Raw genomic sequence first — 16,350 nt, 5'->3', positions numbered from 1 at the left:
GGGCCCCACCCCCCCCCCGCCCCGCGCCCCCCCCCCCCCCGCCCCCCCCCCCCCCCCCCGGGGCGCCCCCCCCCCCCCCCCCCCCCCCGCCGCCGTGTGTCCGACAGGTTTCGCCCCACAGGTTCCTTCTTGCCAAGGGTTAACGCGCACCTCTTGACGGCTCCAGGAAGCCGTTCCCAATATGTTCCCCATCGCGCAACCCATCGTGCAATGCGCAACAGCAGAGGAGCTTGTCGTGCCACACGAGGTCCGTGCCGTAGTCGCTGTGAAGAAGGGCGCCCCCGTCGAGGTGCAGACGATCGTCGTCCCCGACCCGGGCCCCGGTGAGGTGCTCGTGAACGTGCAGGCGTGCGGGGTGTGCCACACGGATCTCCACTACCGCGAGGGCGCGATCACCGACGATTTCCCGTTCCTGCTCGGCCATGAGGCGGCGGGCACGATCGAGGCGGTCGGGCCGGGGGTCACCGACCTGAAGCCCGGTGACTACGTGGTGCTGGCCTGGCGGGCGCCCTGCGGCAGCTGCCGTTCCTGCCGACGCGGCCGGCCCTGGTACTGCTTCGACTCCCGCAACGCCGCCCAGCCGATGACCCTGCTGGACGGCACCCCGCTCACCAACGCCCTGGGCATCGGCGCCTTCGCGGAGAAGACGCTGGTCGCGGCCGGCCAGGCGGTGAAGATCGACCCGGCCGCGCGTCCGGAGGCCGCCGGCCTCATCGGCTGCGGGGTGATGGCCGGTTACGGCGCGGCGGTCAACACCGGCAACGTCGGCCGCGGCGACTCGGTGGCCGTCATCGGCTGCGGCGGCGTCGGCAACGCGGCGATCGCGGGCGCCTGCCTGAACGGCGCCATGAAGGTCATCGCCGTCGACATCGACGACCAGAAGCTGGACCAGGCGGAGAAGTTCGGTGCCACCCATACCGTCAACTCCCGCGGCACGGACCCGATCGAGGCGGTACGCGAACTCACCGACGGTTTCGGGGTGGACATCGCGATCGACGCCGTGGGCCGGCCGGAGACCTTCAAGCAGGCCTTCTACATGCGCGACCACGCGGGACTACTGGTCCAGGTCGGCGTTCCCTCCCCGGAGATGAAGGTGGAACTCCCGCTGATCGACGTGTTCTCGCGCGGCGGCGCCATCAAGTCGTCCTGGTACGGCGACTGCCTGCCGAGCCGGGACTTCCCGTTCCTCGTCGACCAGTACCTGTACGGCCTGCTCGACCTCAACGCCTTCGTGTCGGAGACGGTCGCCCTGGATCAGGTGGAGGAGGCGTTCGGCAAGATGCACCGGGGCGAGGTGCTGCGCTCGGTGGTGGTCCTGTGAGCGTCCACGGCAGCGTTCGCGTCGAACACGTCGTCACCTCGGGCACGTTCAGCCTGGACGGCGAGACCTTCGACGTCGACAACAACGTCTGGCTGGTCGGCGACGACGAGGAGGTACTGGTCGTCGACGCCGCCCACGACGCCGAAGCGATCCACCGCGCCACAGCCGGCCGCCGGGTCACCGCCATCGTGTGCACCCACGCCCACGACGACCACGTCGACGCCGCGCCCGCACTCTCCGTCCTGACGGGCGCGCCCGTCCTCCTCCATCCCGGCGACCACGAGCTGTGGTCCCACACGCACCCGGCCCGCAAGCCGGACGGCGAGCTGTTCGACGGCCGCGTCCTCACCGTCGCCGGCATCGAGCTGCGGGTCCTGCACACCCCCGGCCACACCTGGGGCAGCTGCTGTCTCCACGCGCCCTTCCTCAACGCCGTGTTCACCGGGGACACCCTCTTCCACGGCGGCCCCGGCGCCACCGGCCGCTCCTACTCGGACCGTCCCACCATCGAGGCGTCCCTGCGCAACCGGCTCCTCACCCTGCCCGGCGACACCGTCGTCCACACCGGGCACGGCCAGGACACGACGATCGCCGCCGAGCGGCCGCACGTGCCCTCCGCCTGAGCGACGTCGCACGCGACCTCCCCGTCCCTGCCATCCCCGCCAGCACAAGGAGGGGCATGTCCAGCACGCCCGAAGACCGCTCTCGCACACCTCAAGACCGCTCTGGCACGCAGGAAGACCGTTCTCGCACGCCCGAAACCCGCCCCACCAGCCCCCGTGTGGTCGTCATCGGCGCCGGCATCGTCGGCTGCTCACTCGCCGACGAGCTGACCGCCCGCGGCTGGACCGACGTCACCGTCCTCGAACAGGGGCCGCTGCCGGTCCCGGGCGGCTCCACCTCGCACGCGCCCGGCCTCGTCTTCCAGACCAGCCCCTCGAAGACCCTCGCCGAGTTCGCCAAGTACACCGTCGAGAAGTTCGGCTCGCTCCACGCGGACGGCGTCTCCTGCTTCAACCGGGTCGGCGGCCTGGAACTCGCCACCACCCCGGAGCGCCTGGCCGACCTGCATCGCAGGGCCGGGTACGCCGCGGCCTGGGGCATACGGGGCGAGATCGTGAGCACCGCCCGGTGCAAGGAGCTGTGGCCGCTGCTCGACGACTCGGTCGTCCTCGGCGGCTTCCACACCCCCGACGACGGCCTGGCCCGCGCCCTGCTCGCCGCCCGCGCCCAGATGGGCCGGGCCACCGCCCGCGGCGCACGCTTCCTGGACCGGCACACGGTCACCGGCATAGAGCAGGAGAACGGCCGGGTCACCGCCGTGGTCACCGACCGGGGCGCCTTCCCCGCCGACCACGTCGTCTCCGCGGCCGGATTCTGGGGCCCGGTCATCGGCCGCATGGCCGGAATCGACGTACCGCTGCAGCCCCTCGCCCACCAGTACGCGCGGACGAAAACGCTGGCCGAGCTGAGCGGTGCCACGACCGAGGCCTCCAGGCCGATCCTCCGTTTCCAGGACCGGGATCTGTACTTCCGCGAGCACACCGACCGCATCGGCATCGGCTCGTACGCGCACCGGCCGATGCCCGTCGACCCGTTCGCGGTCCCGCCCTACGACGAGGCGCGCGCCCAGGACATGGAGATGCCGTCCTCGTACCCCTTCACCACCGAGGACTGGGCGCCGAGCTGGGAGGACTGCCGACGACTGCTGCCCGCCCTGGGCGAGACAGAGATCGAGACCGGCTTCAACGGCGTCTTCTCCTTCACGCCCGACGGCATGCCGGTCCTCGGGGAGGCGCGGCAGCTGCGGGGCTTCTGGCTGGCCGAGGCGGTCTGGGTCACCCACTCCGCCGGAGTCGCCAAGGCCGTCGCCGAGTGGATGGTCGAAGGACGGCCGTCGATCGATCTGCACGAGTGCGACCTCACGCGCTTCGAGGAAGCGCAGCGTTCACCGTCGTACGTCCGTGAGCGCGGTTCGCAGCAGTTCGTCGAGGTGTACGACGTCCTGCACCCGCTCCAGCCGATGGCGCAGCCCCGCCCGCTGCGGGTCAGCCCCTTCTACGCACGCCAACAGGAACTCGGCGCGTTCTTCCTGGAGGGCGCCGGCTGGGAGCGCCCGCACTGGTACGAGGCGAACGCCCCGCTCGTGGACGCCCTGGGAGACCTCCCCGAACGCGACGCCTGGTCGGCCCGCTACTGGTCCCCCGTCGCCGCCGCCGAGGCCAGGGCGACCCGCGAGAAGGTCGCCCTGTACGACATGACACCGCTGCGCCGCCTGGAGGTCGCAGGGCCCGGCGCCCTCGCCTTCCTCGACCGCATGACGAGCAACAACCTGCGCAAGAGGCCCGGCGCGGTCACCTACACCCTGCTCCTGGACGAGACCGGGGGCGTCCGCTCCGACCTCACGGTCGCCCGCCTGGCTCCCGACCGCTTCCAGGTCGGCGCCAACTCCCCCTCCGATCTCGACCTGCTGCTGCGCCACGCGCCGGCCGACGTCCAGGTCCGGGACATCACCTCCGGCACCTGCTGCGTCGGCGTCTGGGGGCCGCTCGCCCGCGACCTCGTACAGCCGCTGACCCGCGACGACTTCTCCCACGAGGGCTTCGGCTACTTCCGGGCGAAGCAGACCTACCTCGGCCACGTCCCGGTGACGGCGATGCGCCTGAGCTACGTCGGCGAGCTGGGCTGGGAGCTGTACACCACCGCCGACCTGGGCCTCAGGCTCTGGGACACACTCTGGGAGGCCGGGCAGGGCCTCGGCGTGATCGCGGCCGGCCGCTCCGCTTTCAACTCCCTGCGGCTGGAGAAGGGTTACCGCGCCTGGGGCGCCGACATGACCGACGAGCACACGCCCTTCGAGGCGGGCGTCGGCTTCGCGGTCCGCATGGACAAACAGGGCTTCGTCGGCCAGGAGGCCCTGCGGGGCCTGACCGAGCCCACCCGCCGGCTCACCCCGCTCCTCCTCGACGACCCGGCCGCCGTGGTCCTCGGCAAGGAGCCCGTCTACGTCGACGGCACCCCGGCCGGCTACGTGACCAGCGCGTCGTACGGCTACACGCTCGGCCGCTGCGTCGCCTACGCCTGGCTCCCGGCCGGCCTCGCCACCGGCACCGGCGTGCACATCGAGTACTTCGGCGAGAAGGTCCCGGCCACCGTCGCCGACGAGCCGCTGTTCGACCCGAAGATGACCCGTATCCGCCGCTAGGAGGCACCCGTGTCACCGTCTTACGACGTCATCGTCATCGGTCTCGGCGGCATGGGCAGCGCCGCCGCCCATCATCTGTCCGCGCGCGGCGCCCGCGTGCTCGGCCTGGAGAAGTTCGGCCCGGTGCACAACCGGGGCTCCAGCCACGGAGGTTCGCGGATCACCCGGCAGTCGTACTTCGAGGACCCGGCCTACGTACCGCTGCTGCTGCGCTCCTACGAGCTGTACGAGGACCTGGCGCGGGCCACCGGCCGGGAGATCGCCGTCCTGAGCGGCGGGGTGATGGTCGGCCGTCCCGACTCACGGACCGTCTCCGGCTCGCTGCGCTCGGCGCAGGAGTGGGACCTGCCGCACGAAATGCTCGACGCGAAGGAGATCCGGCGCCGTTTCCCGACGCTCCACCCGGACGACGACGAGGTGGCGCTGTACGAGATGAAAGCGGGTCTGCTCAGGCCCGAGAACACCGTCGCCGCCCACCTCCAGCTGGCCACGCGGCAGGGCGCCGAGCTGCACTTCGAGGAGCCGATGCTGCGCTGGGAGCCGTACCGGGACGGTGTGCGCGTCCATACGGCCGAGAACACCTACACGGCCGCCCAGCTGGTGATGTGCCCCGGCGCCTGGGCGCCGCAGCTGCTCACCGATCTCGGGGTGCCGTTCACCATCGAGCGGCAGGTCATGTACTGGTTCCAGCCGAAGGGCGGCACCGAGCCGTTCCTGCCGCGGAACCACCCGATCTACATCTGGGAGGACGCGGACGGCGTCCAGGTGTACGGCTTCCCGGCCATCGACGGCCCGGAGCTGGGCGCCAAGGTCGCCTTCTTCAGGAAGGGCCGGGTCACCACTGCGGACACCATCGACCGGACCGTGCACGAAGACGAGATCCAGGCCATGGCGGACCACATGTCCCGCTGCATCCCGGATCTGCCCGGTACCTTCCTCAAGGCCGCCACCTGCATGTACTCCAACACCCCGGACGAACACTTCGTGATCGCCCGGCACCCCGCGCACCCCGGTTCGGTCACCGTGGCCTGCGGGTTCTCCGGGCACGGCTTCAAGTTCGTGCCGGTCGTCGGCGAGGTCCTGGCCGACCTGGCCCTGACCGGCTCCACCGCGCACCCCATCGGCCTGTTCGACCCCGCCCGCCTCGCCACCGCGCCCGCCTGAGCCGTAGGGGCGCGCCGGTGTCGAGAGACCGAGCGCGCGGAGGCCCGAAGGGCTGAGCACGGTCGGTCTCCTACACCGGCTGGAACGCCCCGGAGGCGAACTCAATCACACCAGGAGCACGCCCGTGACGACGACCCCGACCTCCCCGAGCCTCATCGCGACGCTGCCGGGCCACTACTACACCGACCCGGACGTCTTCCGGCAGGAGCAGGAGCTGCTGTTCGAGTCCATGTGGTTCTGCGCGGTCCGCAGCGCCGACCTGGACAAGCCGGGCGCTTTCCGCACGGTCCAGGTGGGCCGCGAGAGCGTCCTCATCACCCGCGCCCGCACCGGCGAACTGCGCGCCTTCCTCAATGTGTGCCGGCACCGCGGAGCGCGGCTGTGCACCGAGGAGTCCGGCGCGGTGCGCCGCAGTCTGCAGTGCCCGTACCACGCATGGACGTACGGCCTTGACGGCACCTTGATCGCCGCGCCCAACTTGATCAAGATGCCCGATGTTGATCGAGTCGAGTACGGGTTGATCAAGGTAGCCCTGCGCGAATGGCTCGGCTACACCTGGGTGTGCCTCGCGGCCGCACCGCCCTCCTTCGAGGACACGGTGATGTACGCGGCCGTGGAACGGCTCGGCGACGCGGCCGCCATCGAGCACTACGGCACCGAGACGCTCGCGCTCGGCAGGCGCGTCACCTACGACGTCAAGGCCAACTGGAAGCTGATCGTCGAGAACTTCATGGAGTGCTACCACTGCGCGACGATCCACCCCGAACTCACCGAGGTGCTGCCGGAGTTCGCGGACGGATACGCGGCCCAGTACTACGTCGGCCACGGCGCGGAGTTCGGCGAGGAGATCAAGGGCTTCACGGTCGACGGCAGCGCCGGCTTCGCCAAGCTCCCGGAGGTCGGCGCCGACCAGGACCGCCGCTACTACGCCATCACGATCAAGCCGACCGTGTTCGTCAACCTCGTACCGGACCACGTCATCCTGCACCGCATGTTCCCGCTCGCCGAGGACCGGACGGTCGTGGAGTGCGACTGGCTGTACGCGCCCGAGGTGGTGGCCTCCGGAGCCGACGTGTCGAAGTCCGTGGAGCTGTTCCACCGGGTCAACGTCCAGGACTTCGACGCCTGTGAGCGTACGCAGCCCGCGATGTCCTCGCGCGCGTACCGCCAGGGCGGTGTCCTCGTCCCCAACGAGCACCACATCGGGATCTTCCACGAGTGGCTCCTGGAGAAGCTCGGAGGCGGCCGTGCCTGATCTGTTCATCGACGGCGCATGGCGGGGCGCCCTGGACGGGCGCACCCGGGAGATCCGCTGTCCCGCCGACGGCTCCCTGGTGGGGACCGTGGACGAGGCGGGCGGCAAGGACACGGTGGAGGCGATCGGGGCGGCCCGCCGGGCCTTCGACTCCGGCCCCTGGCCGCTCACCTCCCCGCAGGAGCGCGGTGACCTGCTCCTGCACGTGGCCGGCCTCCTCGCCCGCGACAAGGACGCCCTGGCCCGTGCCGAGTCCCTGGACACGGGCAAGCGGCTGGTGGAGAGCGCGTACGACATCGACGACGTGGTGAACTGCTTCCGCTACTTCGGACGACTGGTCGCGGGCGAGGCCGGGCGGGTGGTCGACACCGGGCGGGAGGAGGTCGACAGCAGGGTGGTGTACGAGCCCGTCGGCGTCTGCGCCTTGATCACGCCCTGGAACTACCCGCTCCTGCAGACCGCGTGGAAGGTCGCCCCGGCCCTCGCGGCGGGCAACACCTTCGTCCTGAAGCCCAGCGAGCTGACCCCGCACACCGCGATCCATCTGGTCCACCTGCTGGCGGAGGCGGGGCTGCCGCCGGGCGTGGCCAACCTGGTGCTGGGTGCCGGTCCGGAGGCGGGGGCTCCGCTCGGCGACCACCCCGACGTCGACCTGGTCTCCTTCACCGGCGGTCTGCAGACGGGCCGCCGGCTGATGGCGGCCGCCGCCGGCACGGTGAAGAAGGTCGCGCTGGAACTGGGCGGCAAGAACCCGAACATCGTCTTCGCGGACGCCGACGTCGAGGCGGCCGTCGACATGGCCCTGACCGCCGTGTTCCTGCACTCGGGGCAGGTGTGCTCGGCCGGGGCCCGGCTGCTGGTCGAGGACGCGCTGCACGACCGGTTCGTGGACGAGGTCGTACGCCGGGCGCGACTGATCCGGCTGGGCGGGCCGTTCGACGAGCGGGCGCAGACCGGGCCGCTGATCTCGGCGGCGCACCGGGCGAAGGTCGAGGCCTATGTGGCCGAGGGCCTCGCGCAGGGCGCGGTGCTGCGCTGCGGCGGCGCCCGGCCCTCCGGCCCCGGCCACGACGAGGGCTTCTACTACCTGCCGACCGTTCTGGACGAGTGCACGAGCAGCATGACCGTAGTCCAGGAGGAGTCCTTCGGGCCCGTGCTGACCGTCGAGCGGTTCACCGGAGAGGAGGAGGCCGTCCGGCTCGCCAACGACACCGTCTACGGCCTCGCCGGCGCCGTGTGGACCAGCGACGAGGGCAAGGCCGCCCGGGTCGCGGCGCGGCTGCGGCTCGGCACGGTCTGGATCAACGACTACCACCCGTACGTGCCGCAGGCCGAATGGGGTGGTTACAAGCAGTCCGGGTTCGGGCGTGAGCTCGGACCCTCGGGGCTCGCCGAGTACCGCGAGACGAAGCACATCTGGCGCAACACCGCGCCGTCGCCACAGGGTTGGTTCGACTGACCCTGGGCATGTCCCTCTGACCCCGGCACCCGCACGAGCCACTCCCTTCCCTCCCCCAGGCCCACGAGGAGTCCGCTCATGACAACCACCGAGCAATCGCCAGGTCCACATCACCACGACGACGCCGAACTCGCCGAGTTCGGCTACAAACCCGAACTCAAGCGCACCCTCGGCAACTTCCACACCTTCGCCGCCGGGATCAGCTACATCTCGATCCTGACCGGCACCTTCCAGCTGTTCTACTTCGGCTACGGCAGCGGCGGCCCCGCCTACTGGTGGTCGTGGCCGATGGTGTTCGTCGGCCAGTTCACGGTGGCCCTGTGCTTCGCCGAACTGGCCGCCCGCTACCCGGTGGCGGGATCGGTCTACAACTGGTCGAAGAAGATCGGCAATCCGCATCTCGGCTGGCTCGCCGGGTGGATGATGCTGATCGCGTCCATCGTGTCCATCTCGGCGGTAGCGCTCGCCTACCAGCTGACGCTGCCGCAGATCTCGTCCGCCTTCCAGTTCGTCGGGGACGGCACCGGCAAGTACGACGTGGCGACCAACGCGGTGATCCTCGCGGCCGTGTTGATCCTGTTCACCACGCTCGTCAATGCTTTCGGCGTCAAGCTGATGGCCACGATCAACACGGCCGGCGTCTTCATCGAGTTGATCGCCACCGTTGTATTGATCGTCTTGTTCGCCGTCCACATCACCCGGGGCCCTCAGGTCGTCATGCAGACGAACGGGACCGGGACGGGCTACGGGGCCGGCTATCTGGGTGCGTTCCTGGTGGCCTCCCTGGCGTCGGCGTACGTCATGTACGGCTTCGACACGGCGGCCTCGCTCGGCGAGGAGTCCCTGGATCCGTCCCGCAACGCACCGCGAGCCATCATCCGCGCGATCGTCGCCTCCTTCGTCCTGGGGGGACTGGTGCTGCTGCTCGCCCTGATGAGCGTCTCCAGCCTCAAGGGCGACAAACTGTCCACGGACGGCCTGCAGTACATCGTGCTCGACGTGCTCGGCCCGACGGCCGGCAAGGCGATGCTGTGGTGCGTGTTCATCGCCGTCACGGTGTGCGCGCTGGCCGTGCACACGGCGGCGATCCGGCTGGCCTTCGCGATGGCCCGGGACAACAACCTGCCCGCGTCCTCGCTGATGGCCCGGGTCAGCCCGCGCTTCCAGACCCCGGTCCTGCCGGCCGTGATCATCGGCGTGCTGGCGCTGGCGATCCTCGTGGTCAACATCCGCCAGCCGCAGATCTTCACGGTCGTCACCAGCATCGGCATCATCATGATCTACCTCGCCTACCTGGGCGTCACCGCGCCGATGCTGGTGGCCCGGCTGCGCGGGAAGTGGCAGCCGGCGGGCGCGGGCAGGTTCTCGCTCGGCCGCTGGGGCCTGCTCGTCAACATCGTCGCGGTGGTGTGGGGCGCGGCCATGACGATCAACCTCATCTGGCCGCGGGCCGCCGTCTACAACGCGAGCGCGCCGTACCACTGGTACCTGCGCTGGGGCGCCGTGCTGTTCGTCGCCGTCATCGCGGGTGGCGGCTACGCCTACTACTGGTTCGTCCAGCGGCACCGGACCGGCGTGCTCGCCGAGCACCGTCTGGAGGCCGTCCCCGCCCCGGCCGCTCCCCTCGCCGCCCCCGCGGCCGACTGATCCCGGCACCAAGGAGGTCACTGCTCATGAGCATCGATGAGTTCGACTACGTCGTGGTCGGCGGCGGCACCGCGGGCAACGTCGTGGCGGCGCGGCTCTCCGAGAACCCGTCCGTGACGGTGTGTGTCCTGGAGGCGGGCCCCAGTGACGTCGGCGACGACGACGTCCTCAAACTGGAGCGCTGGATGGGCCTGCTGGAGTCCGGCTACGACTGGGACTATCCGGTCGAACCCCAGGCCAGCGGCAACAGTTTTATGCGGCACGCGCGCGCGAAGGTGCTGGGCGGCTGTTCGTCGCACAACTCCTGTATCGCCTTCTGGGCTCCGGCGGAGGACCTGGACGACTGGGCGGCCCAGGGGTGTACCGGCTGGAGCGCGGCGGACCTGTTCCCGCTGTACCGGCGGCTGGAGAACAACGATGCCCCGGGCGAGCACCACGGGCGCACCGGCCCGGTGAAACTGCGCACCCTGAAGGGCGGGGACCCGTGCGGCACGGCCCTGCTGGAGGCGTGCGCGCAGGCGGGCATACCCACGGTCCCGTTCAACGCCGGGAGGACGGTGGTGCGCGGGGCCAACTGGTTCCAGATCAACTCCGACGAGAACAACGTCCGCCAGTCGTCGTCCGTGGCCTATCTGCACCCGGTCCTGGGCAAACGGGCGAACCTCGACGTGCGGACAGGGGTGCGGGCCAAGAGGCTGGTGCTGGAGGGGCGGCGGTGCGTGGGCGCCGAGTACCTGGACCCCGACCTGGTGCACACACGCACGGTACGGGCCCGGCGCGAGGTGATCGTCTCCTGCGGCTCGATCGACTCCCCGAAGCTGCTGATGCTGTCGGGCATCGGCCCGGCCGAGCATCTGCGCGAGGTCGGCGTCGACGTCGTGGTCGACTCGGCAGGGGTCGGCGAGAACCTCCAGGACCACCCGGAGGGCGTGATCATGTGGGAGGCGAAGCAGCCCATGACGACCACGTCCACCCAGTGGTGGGAGGCGGGCATCTTCTACGACACCGAACCCGGCCTGGACCGACCCGACCTGATGTTCCACTACGGCTCGGTGCCGTTCGACATGAACACCGCACGGTGGGGCTACCCGACCTCGGAGAACGCGTTCTGCCTGACGCCCAACGTGACGAAGGCGAAGTCGCGCGGCACCGTGCGGCTGCGGACGCGCGACTACCGGGACAAGCCGAAGGTGGATCCGCGGTACTTCACGCACGAGCACGACGTGCGCGTGATGACGTACGGGCTGAAGCTGGCGCGCCGCATCGCCTCGCAGCCCGCGCTGAGCGGCTGGGCGGGGGCGGAGCTGGCTCCGGGTCCGGACGTCCGGACGGACGAGGATCTCCTCGACTACATCCACAGGACGCACAACACGGTCTACCACCCGTCCTGCACCGTGAAGATGGGCGGGGACGACGACCCCTCGGCCCCGCTCGACGCGCGACTGCGGGTCAAGGGGGTCGAGGGGCTGCGGGTCGCCGACGGGTCGGTGATGCCGGACCTGATCGCCGTCAACCCGTGCATCACGACCATGATGATCGGCGAGAAGTGCGCCGACCTGATCAAGGAGGACGCCTGACGGTCAGGCCGGCCGCTTGTACATCCGTGTCGCCGTGATCTCGCTGTGCACCGCTTCTCCGGTCCGGGGCTGCTGAGGCAGCCCGGGCCGGAGGTGTTCCTCCACGCTGATGTACTTCAGCCCGGCCCTGAGGTCGGCATCGTTGCGCAGCCGGATGACCAGCGGGAACTCGGCGAGCGCAGTCGTGTCGAACAGGCCGGTGGTGTACAGCAGCTGCACGCCGAGGGCGTCGGAGACGGCCCGCTGAAGCTCCAGCAGGTAGGTGGCGTTGGCGCGGCCGATGGGGTTGTCCAGGAACAGCGTGCCCGCGTGCCGGTGCTTGTCACGGCCCCGGTCGTTCGACCGGAGCGCGGCCATCGTGCAGTACAGGGCGATGGCGGCGGTCAGGAGCTGGCCACCGGAGAACACGTCGCCCATCTGGCCGACAGGCACGCGTTCGGCGCGCAGTACGGCGTCGGGCTTGAGGATCTCGACGGCCACGCCCTTCGGCTGCAGCGCCGCCGCGACTCCTCGCAGCAGCAGGGACATGCCGTCGCGGCGCAGGTCGGAGTTCTTCTTGACGGCCGCGCGCGTCGCCTCGTCGATGACCTCGCCGAGCCGTTCGGTGAGCGTGGCCCGGTCGGGCTCCTCGAAGCGGATGCGCAGGAACTCCTGTCCCGACCACTCGCCGAGGCCTTCCGGGAGGCGGGAGAGCCGCTGGGCGGAGCGCAGGGTGGCGAGGGCCGACTCGACCAGACCCCTGAGCCGGTCCACGATCGAGTCCCGGTTGCGCTCCAGCTGCGCCAACTCGTCGGTGAGGACGCGCAGTCGGGGCGCGAAGGCGTCCGCCCACCTCTGCGCGTGCTCGGGCAGCGCGGAGGCGGGCAGCTCGCGGATCTGCTGGCGGGCGGGCGTGCGGACCTGCTCGTAGCGCGTGGAGTTGGCGTGCCGCACGAGCACGTCGCTCGCCTCGCGCACGGCGGCCTCGGCGGCGGACAGGTCGGCGGCGCAGCCGCGCAGCGATCGGCGGGCCTCGGCGGCCGAGTGCCTGGCTTCCTCAAGGCTGCCGGGGTACGGCTCCGGCTGCTCCTGCTCCTCCTCCGGGATGTGCTCGCGCAGCAGGTCGCGGAGCATCGCGGCGATCTCGTCGAACCCGCCGGCCGCGTCCTCGGCGGCCCGGTGGGCCTCCAGCAGCTCGGCATGGGCCTCCCGGGCCTCGGCCAGCGCCTCGGTGCGGGCGGCGAGTTCGGCCGTGGCGGTACGCAGGAGGGCCTGGGCGTGCTCGGCGTCGCGCGGCACGAGTTCCTCGGGCAGCTCGGTGTGGGCCTCGCCGTCCTCGGGTGCGTGCCGCTCGACCTCGCCGCGCAGCCGGCCGAGCTGCTCGCTCGCCGTCGACATCCGGGTCTCCAGCAGCTGCACCAGCTCCTCCGCGCGCGCCGCGGCGGCCTGCCGGGAGGGGCCGTCCGATCCCTCGGGCGACTGGAGCAGTTGCTCGGCGCGGGTGCGGACCTTGTTGCTGAGCCGGTCGAGTTCGGCGCGGGCCGCGCTCTCGTCGCTCTCCGCGCGGGCCTGCTCGGCGCGCAGGTCGGCTCCGACGCCGACCTTCTCGTACACCTGGGAGGCGGCACGGTAGGCCTCGCGCAGGGCCGGCAGGGACGCCTCCGGGGCGTCCACCTCCTCCTGCGGTACGTCGTCGGGGGCGCCGGCGATCTCGGCGCGCTCGGCGCGCAGGGCGCGCGCGGTGCGGCGGGAGTCGTCGGCAGCGCGCTGGGCGGCGCGGCGGTCCTCGTCGGCCGCGCGGGCGCGGTCCAGGCAGACCTGGGCGCGCGCCTCCGACTCGGCCGCCTCGTCGGCGAGTTCGCGCAGCTTGGCCTGCCAGCCCGCGCGCTCGCGCAGCCGGTGGGCGAGCCCGGCGAGGGCGTCGGCGGCACGGCGGGCCTTCTGCGCGGCCTCCTGCCGCTCGTCGCGGACCCGGGTGGCCTCGGCGGCGGCCTCGTCGGCCTCCGCGCGCGTGGTGCGCGCCTCGGCCAGCTCGGCCTCGGCCTCCTCGGCGAACTCCCGGGTCGCCTGGGCGGCCTCGGCGAGTTCGGTGAGCCGTCCGGCCGGGCAGCCGGTGCGCCAGGAGGCGAGCCGTGCGGCCAGTTCCCGGTCCTTGCCGAGGCGGGCGGCGCGACCGCGGATCTCCTCGTCGCGCTCGGTGGCCCGCGCGCGCAGCGCCTGCCGCTCCTCGTCGGCCGCGTGCTCGTCGTGCATGGCCGGGTTCGGAGGCACCAGGAAGACGTCACCGGGGGTCGCGTCGGGCGCCGGGGTCGGGGCGAGCAGGGCTGCGGCCGTGCCGACGGCCACGGCGGAGCGCGGCAGCAGGGCGGCGTCGCGGAGCGCCTCGCGAGCCCGCGCGTGCGTGTCCGGGTCGGTGATGATCACGCCGTCGACCAGTTCGGGGCGGGCGGCCAGCACGCGCGCGTGGTCGGCGGGGTCGACGGCCTGCGCGAGGTAGCGCCAGCCGGGCAGCGCGGGGATGCCGTGCTCGCCGAGGAACTCCACGGTGGCCAGCACGTCCGGGCCGGGCGGCAGCAGCCCGCCGTCACCGAGGGCGCCGAGGATGCGGGCGTCGTCGGCGGCCGCGGTGCGCAGCTCGAAGAGGTGGCGTTCGGCGGTCGAGACGGCGTCGTCCAGGAGTGCGCGCAACTCGTCCGCGAAACGGTCGAGTTCCTCCGGGCCGAGCGGGCCCTCGGCGAGGGAACGGGTGCCCCCGGCGGAGTCGGACGCGCGCGGGGGCGAGGCGTCGGCGTCCGCCGTCCTGGGTCCCGGCACGCCGGCCCGTGCCGTGGCGGCTGCGCCCGGCAGGCTCAGCAGCTCGGCGAGCCGCTCCTCGGCGGCCAGAGCCTCGGCGAGGCGCCGCTCGGCCTCGTAGGACCGCTCGGCCGCGGTCGCCGCGTCCGCCGCGCGGGCCGCGGTCAGCTCCGCGCGGGACTCGGCTGAGGCCGCCTCACGGGCGTGCTCGGTCGCCTTGCGGGCGGCTTCACGGGCCGCGTCCCAGGCGGCCACGGCGGTCTTCTCGGCGTCGCTCGCGGCGAGCGCGGCACGGGCCGGGTCGGCGTCCGGCGTGCTGTCGTCGAGCCAGCCCGCCCGCACCGCCTCGGCCGTCTCCTGCTCGACCTCGGCGAGACGCTGGCGCAGATGCCCGCTGTCACTGCGGGCACGCTGGGCCTCGGTGGCGGCGGCCGTGGAGTCGCGGTAGGCGGAGTCGCCGACCTCCTGGAGCGCGGCGGAGCGCTCCTCCTCCTCGTTGGCGAGGGCCTCGGCGCTCTCGGCGGCCGAGTGCAGGGCCCGTACGAGGTCCCAAGCGGCCTTGGCGCGGGCGGCGAGCGCCGGGGCCGCGTCCCGTTCGGCCTCCTGGATGGCCGCGGACACGCGCGCGACCCGGTCGGCGGCGGCACGGTGGCGCAGCACGGCCTCGGCGGCCTGCCAGGCGGAGTGCAGGGTGCGCGCGTCGGCCAGCTCGCGCTTCTGCGCGGCGGCGGACTTCTCGGCGGCGGCGAGCGCCAGGGAGGCGTGCCGGTAGGCGAGTTCGGCGGCGATCAGGGCGCTGCGCTCGCGTGCTCCCTCGCAGTGCGTGACGGCGTAGGCGGCGGCCGTGACGCGCTGCGCCAGGTCGGCGGCCCGCACCCGCTCCTGCACGGCCCGTGCGGACAGCCGCCGGGCCAGTGTGCGGGTGCGACGCTCGGCACCGGTGTGGATGTCACGCGCGCGTGAGCGTGCGTCGGCGGCTTCGACGATGCGCCCGAGCAGGTCCACGGAGCCGGCCGTGAAGTCCCGTTCGGCGATCAGTTCGGCGCGCCGGCCCAGTTTGTTGCCGAAGCCGCTGACGAGGTCGGCGAGACCGTCGGTGTCGCGGGTGTCGGTGACCGCGCGCAGCAGCAGGTCGGTGAAGTCGGCGTCCTTCTTGACCGCGAAGAGACCGGCCGCCTCGCCCTCGTCGGCGTTCATCTCCCGCTGGTAGCGGAAGAGTTCGGGGTCGAGGCTCAGGTCGCCGAGATGCTCGATCCAGCGGTCGTGGATCTCCTCCCAGTGCACCTCCAGATGCGGGTACGCCTTGCCGGCCTCCGTGAGGGCGTCGCGGAAGCCCTTCATGGTGCGGCGGCGGCCCTGGGCGCCCGAGGAGCCCTCCACGGACGGCCGTACGGCGGTGGACTCGGCGACGGGCAGGTTGTCCAGGCTCAGGCCGGGACCGGGCCGGAAGGAGTACCAGGCCTCGGCGAACTTTCGCGGATCGTTGGAGACCTGGCGTCCGCGCCACTCGCTGACCTTGCCGACGACCACGCACTCGCCGGTCTGCACGTGCTGCCACTCCAGCGCCACGTGCCCGCAGTCGTCGGCGAGCAGGAACTTGCGCAGCACGCCGGAGCTGGCGCCGCCGAGGGTGTTGCGGTGGCCGGGCAGCATCACCGAGAAGATCAGCTTGAGCAGCACCGACTTGCCGCCGCCGTTCTCCAGGAACAGCACGCCCGCGGGCGCGGGCCGACGCGGCGGGCCGGCCGGCTCGTCCTCGAAGAACTCCGCCTGTGTGGGTGCCGGGTCGGGCACGGGCTCGCCCACGCCCCGCAGGTCAAGCACGGTGTCGGCGTAGCGCGCACCGGCGGGCCCGATGGAGTAGAGGCGGACCCGGGACAGCTCGTACATGGCGGACTCTCGCGTTAAGTCTTCGGAAGTGTGCGGTGGTTCAGGGACGGTGGCGGCTTC

9 protein-coding genes are annotated in these 16,350 nt (G+C 72.1%); 8 read left to right on the top strand and 1 reads right to left on the bottom strand.

What is annotated here, in order from left to right; all coding sequences use genetic code 11:
• Positions 1 to 235 precede the first annotated feature (235 nt).
• The 8 genes from ACFZDC_RS29470 to ACFZDC_RS29435 all read left to right on the top strand — a co-directional run bounded on the left by ACFZDC_RS29470 (position 236) and on the right by ACFZDC_RS29435 (position 11,628).
• Entirely contained in the window at positions 236 to 1,321 is a 1,086-nt protein-coding gene (locus tag ACFZDC_RS29470; RefSeq protein WP_391328737.1) for an S-(hydroxymethyl)mycothiol dehydrogenase, read from the top strand.
• The gene (locus ACFZDC_RS29465; protein ID WP_391328735.1) at positions 1,318 to 1,944 is read left to right on the top strand and encodes an MBL fold metallo-hydrolase; all 627 of its coding nucleotides are present in this window, start codon (positions 1,318 to 1,320) and stop codon (positions 1,942 to 1,944) included. Before ACFZDC_RS29470 ends, ACFZDC_RS29465 begins: the two co-directional genes overlap by 4 nt.
• A 56-nt stretch (positions 1,945 to 2,000) precedes the next feature.
• Positions 2,001 to 4,526 carry an FAD-dependent oxidoreductase gene (locus ACFZDC_RS29460; RefSeq protein ID WP_391328734.1) on the top strand — a complete coding sequence of 842 codons (2,526 nt, stop codon included), beginning with the start codon at positions 2,001 to 2,003 and terminating at the stop codon, positions 4,524 to 4,526.
• A gap of 9 nt (positions 4,527 to 4,535) precedes the next feature.
• The gene (gene solA, locus ACFZDC_RS29455; RefSeq protein WP_391328732.1) at positions 4,536 to 5,690 is read left to right on the top strand and encodes an N-methyl-L-tryptophan oxidase; all 1,155 of its coding nucleotides are present in this window, start codon (positions 4,536 to 4,538) and stop codon (positions 5,688 to 5,690) included.
• 124 nt (positions 5,691 to 5,814) lie between these two features.
• The gene (locus ACFZDC_RS29450) at positions 5,815 to 6,945 is read left to right on the top strand and encodes an SRPBCC family protein (protein ID WP_391328730.1); all 1,131 of its coding nucleotides are present in this window, start codon (positions 5,815 to 5,817) and stop codon (positions 6,943 to 6,945) included.
• Positions 6,938 to 8,404: an aldehyde dehydrogenase family protein gene (locus tag ACFZDC_RS29445; protein ID WP_391328729.1), complete on the top strand. Its 1,467-nt coding sequence runs from the start codon at positions 6,938 to 6,940 to the stop codon at positions 8,402 to 8,404. The genes ACFZDC_RS29450 and ACFZDC_RS29445 overlap by 8 nt, the downstream gene beginning before the upstream one ends.
• A 78-nt stretch (positions 8,405 to 8,482) precedes the next feature.
• Positions 8,483 to 10,051 (top strand): amino acid permease, encoded by a 1,569-nt coding sequence (locus ACFZDC_RS29440; protein WP_391328727.1) that lies wholly within the window; start codon positions 8,483 to 8,485, stop codon positions 10,049 to 10,051.
• A gap of 26 nt (positions 10,052 to 10,077) precedes the next feature.
• Entirely contained in the window at positions 10,078 to 11,628 is a 1,551-nt protein-coding gene (locus tag ACFZDC_RS29435) for a GMC family oxidoreductase N-terminal domain-containing protein (protein WP_391328725.1), read from the top strand.
• Positions 11,629 to 11,631: 3 nt separating this feature from the next.
• Here ACFZDC_RS29435 and ACFZDC_RS29430 read toward each other — a convergent pair whose 3' ends face one another.
• A complete protein-coding gene (locus ACFZDC_RS29430) occupies positions 11,632 to 16,290 on the bottom strand; it encodes a hypothetical protein (RefSeq protein ID WP_391328723.1) in 4,659 nt (1,552 codons plus the stop codon).
• Between the last annotated feature and the right edge of the window lie 60 nt (positions 16,291 to 16,350).

This window comes from Streptomyces sp. NPDC007905 (assembly GCF_042959345.1).
Classification (GTDB): Bacteria; Actinomycetota; Actinomycetes; order Streptomycetales; family Streptomycetaceae; genus Streptomyces.
This window is presented reverse-complemented; position numbering and strand designations above follow the sequence as displayed.

What these genes read in the sequence shown, in the direction of transcription:
- ACFZDC_RS29460 (WP_391328734.1), top strand. Translation starts at nt 2,001, where the DNA reads ATGTCCAGCACGCCCGAAGACCGCTCTCGCACACCTCAAGACCGCTCT.
- ACFZDC_RS29440 (WP_391328727.1), top strand. Translation starts at nt 8,483, where the DNA reads ATGACAACCACCGAGCAATCGCCAGGTCCACATCACCACGACGACGCC.
- ACFZDC_RS29435 (WP_391328725.1), top strand. Translation starts at nt 10,078, where the DNA reads ATGAGCATCGATGAGTTCGACTACGTCGTGGTCGGCGGCGGCACCGCG.
- ACFZDC_RS29430 (WP_391328723.1), bottom strand. Translation starts at nt 16,290, where the DNA reads ATGTACGAGCTGTCCCGGGTCCGCCTCTACTCCATCGGGCCCGCCGGT.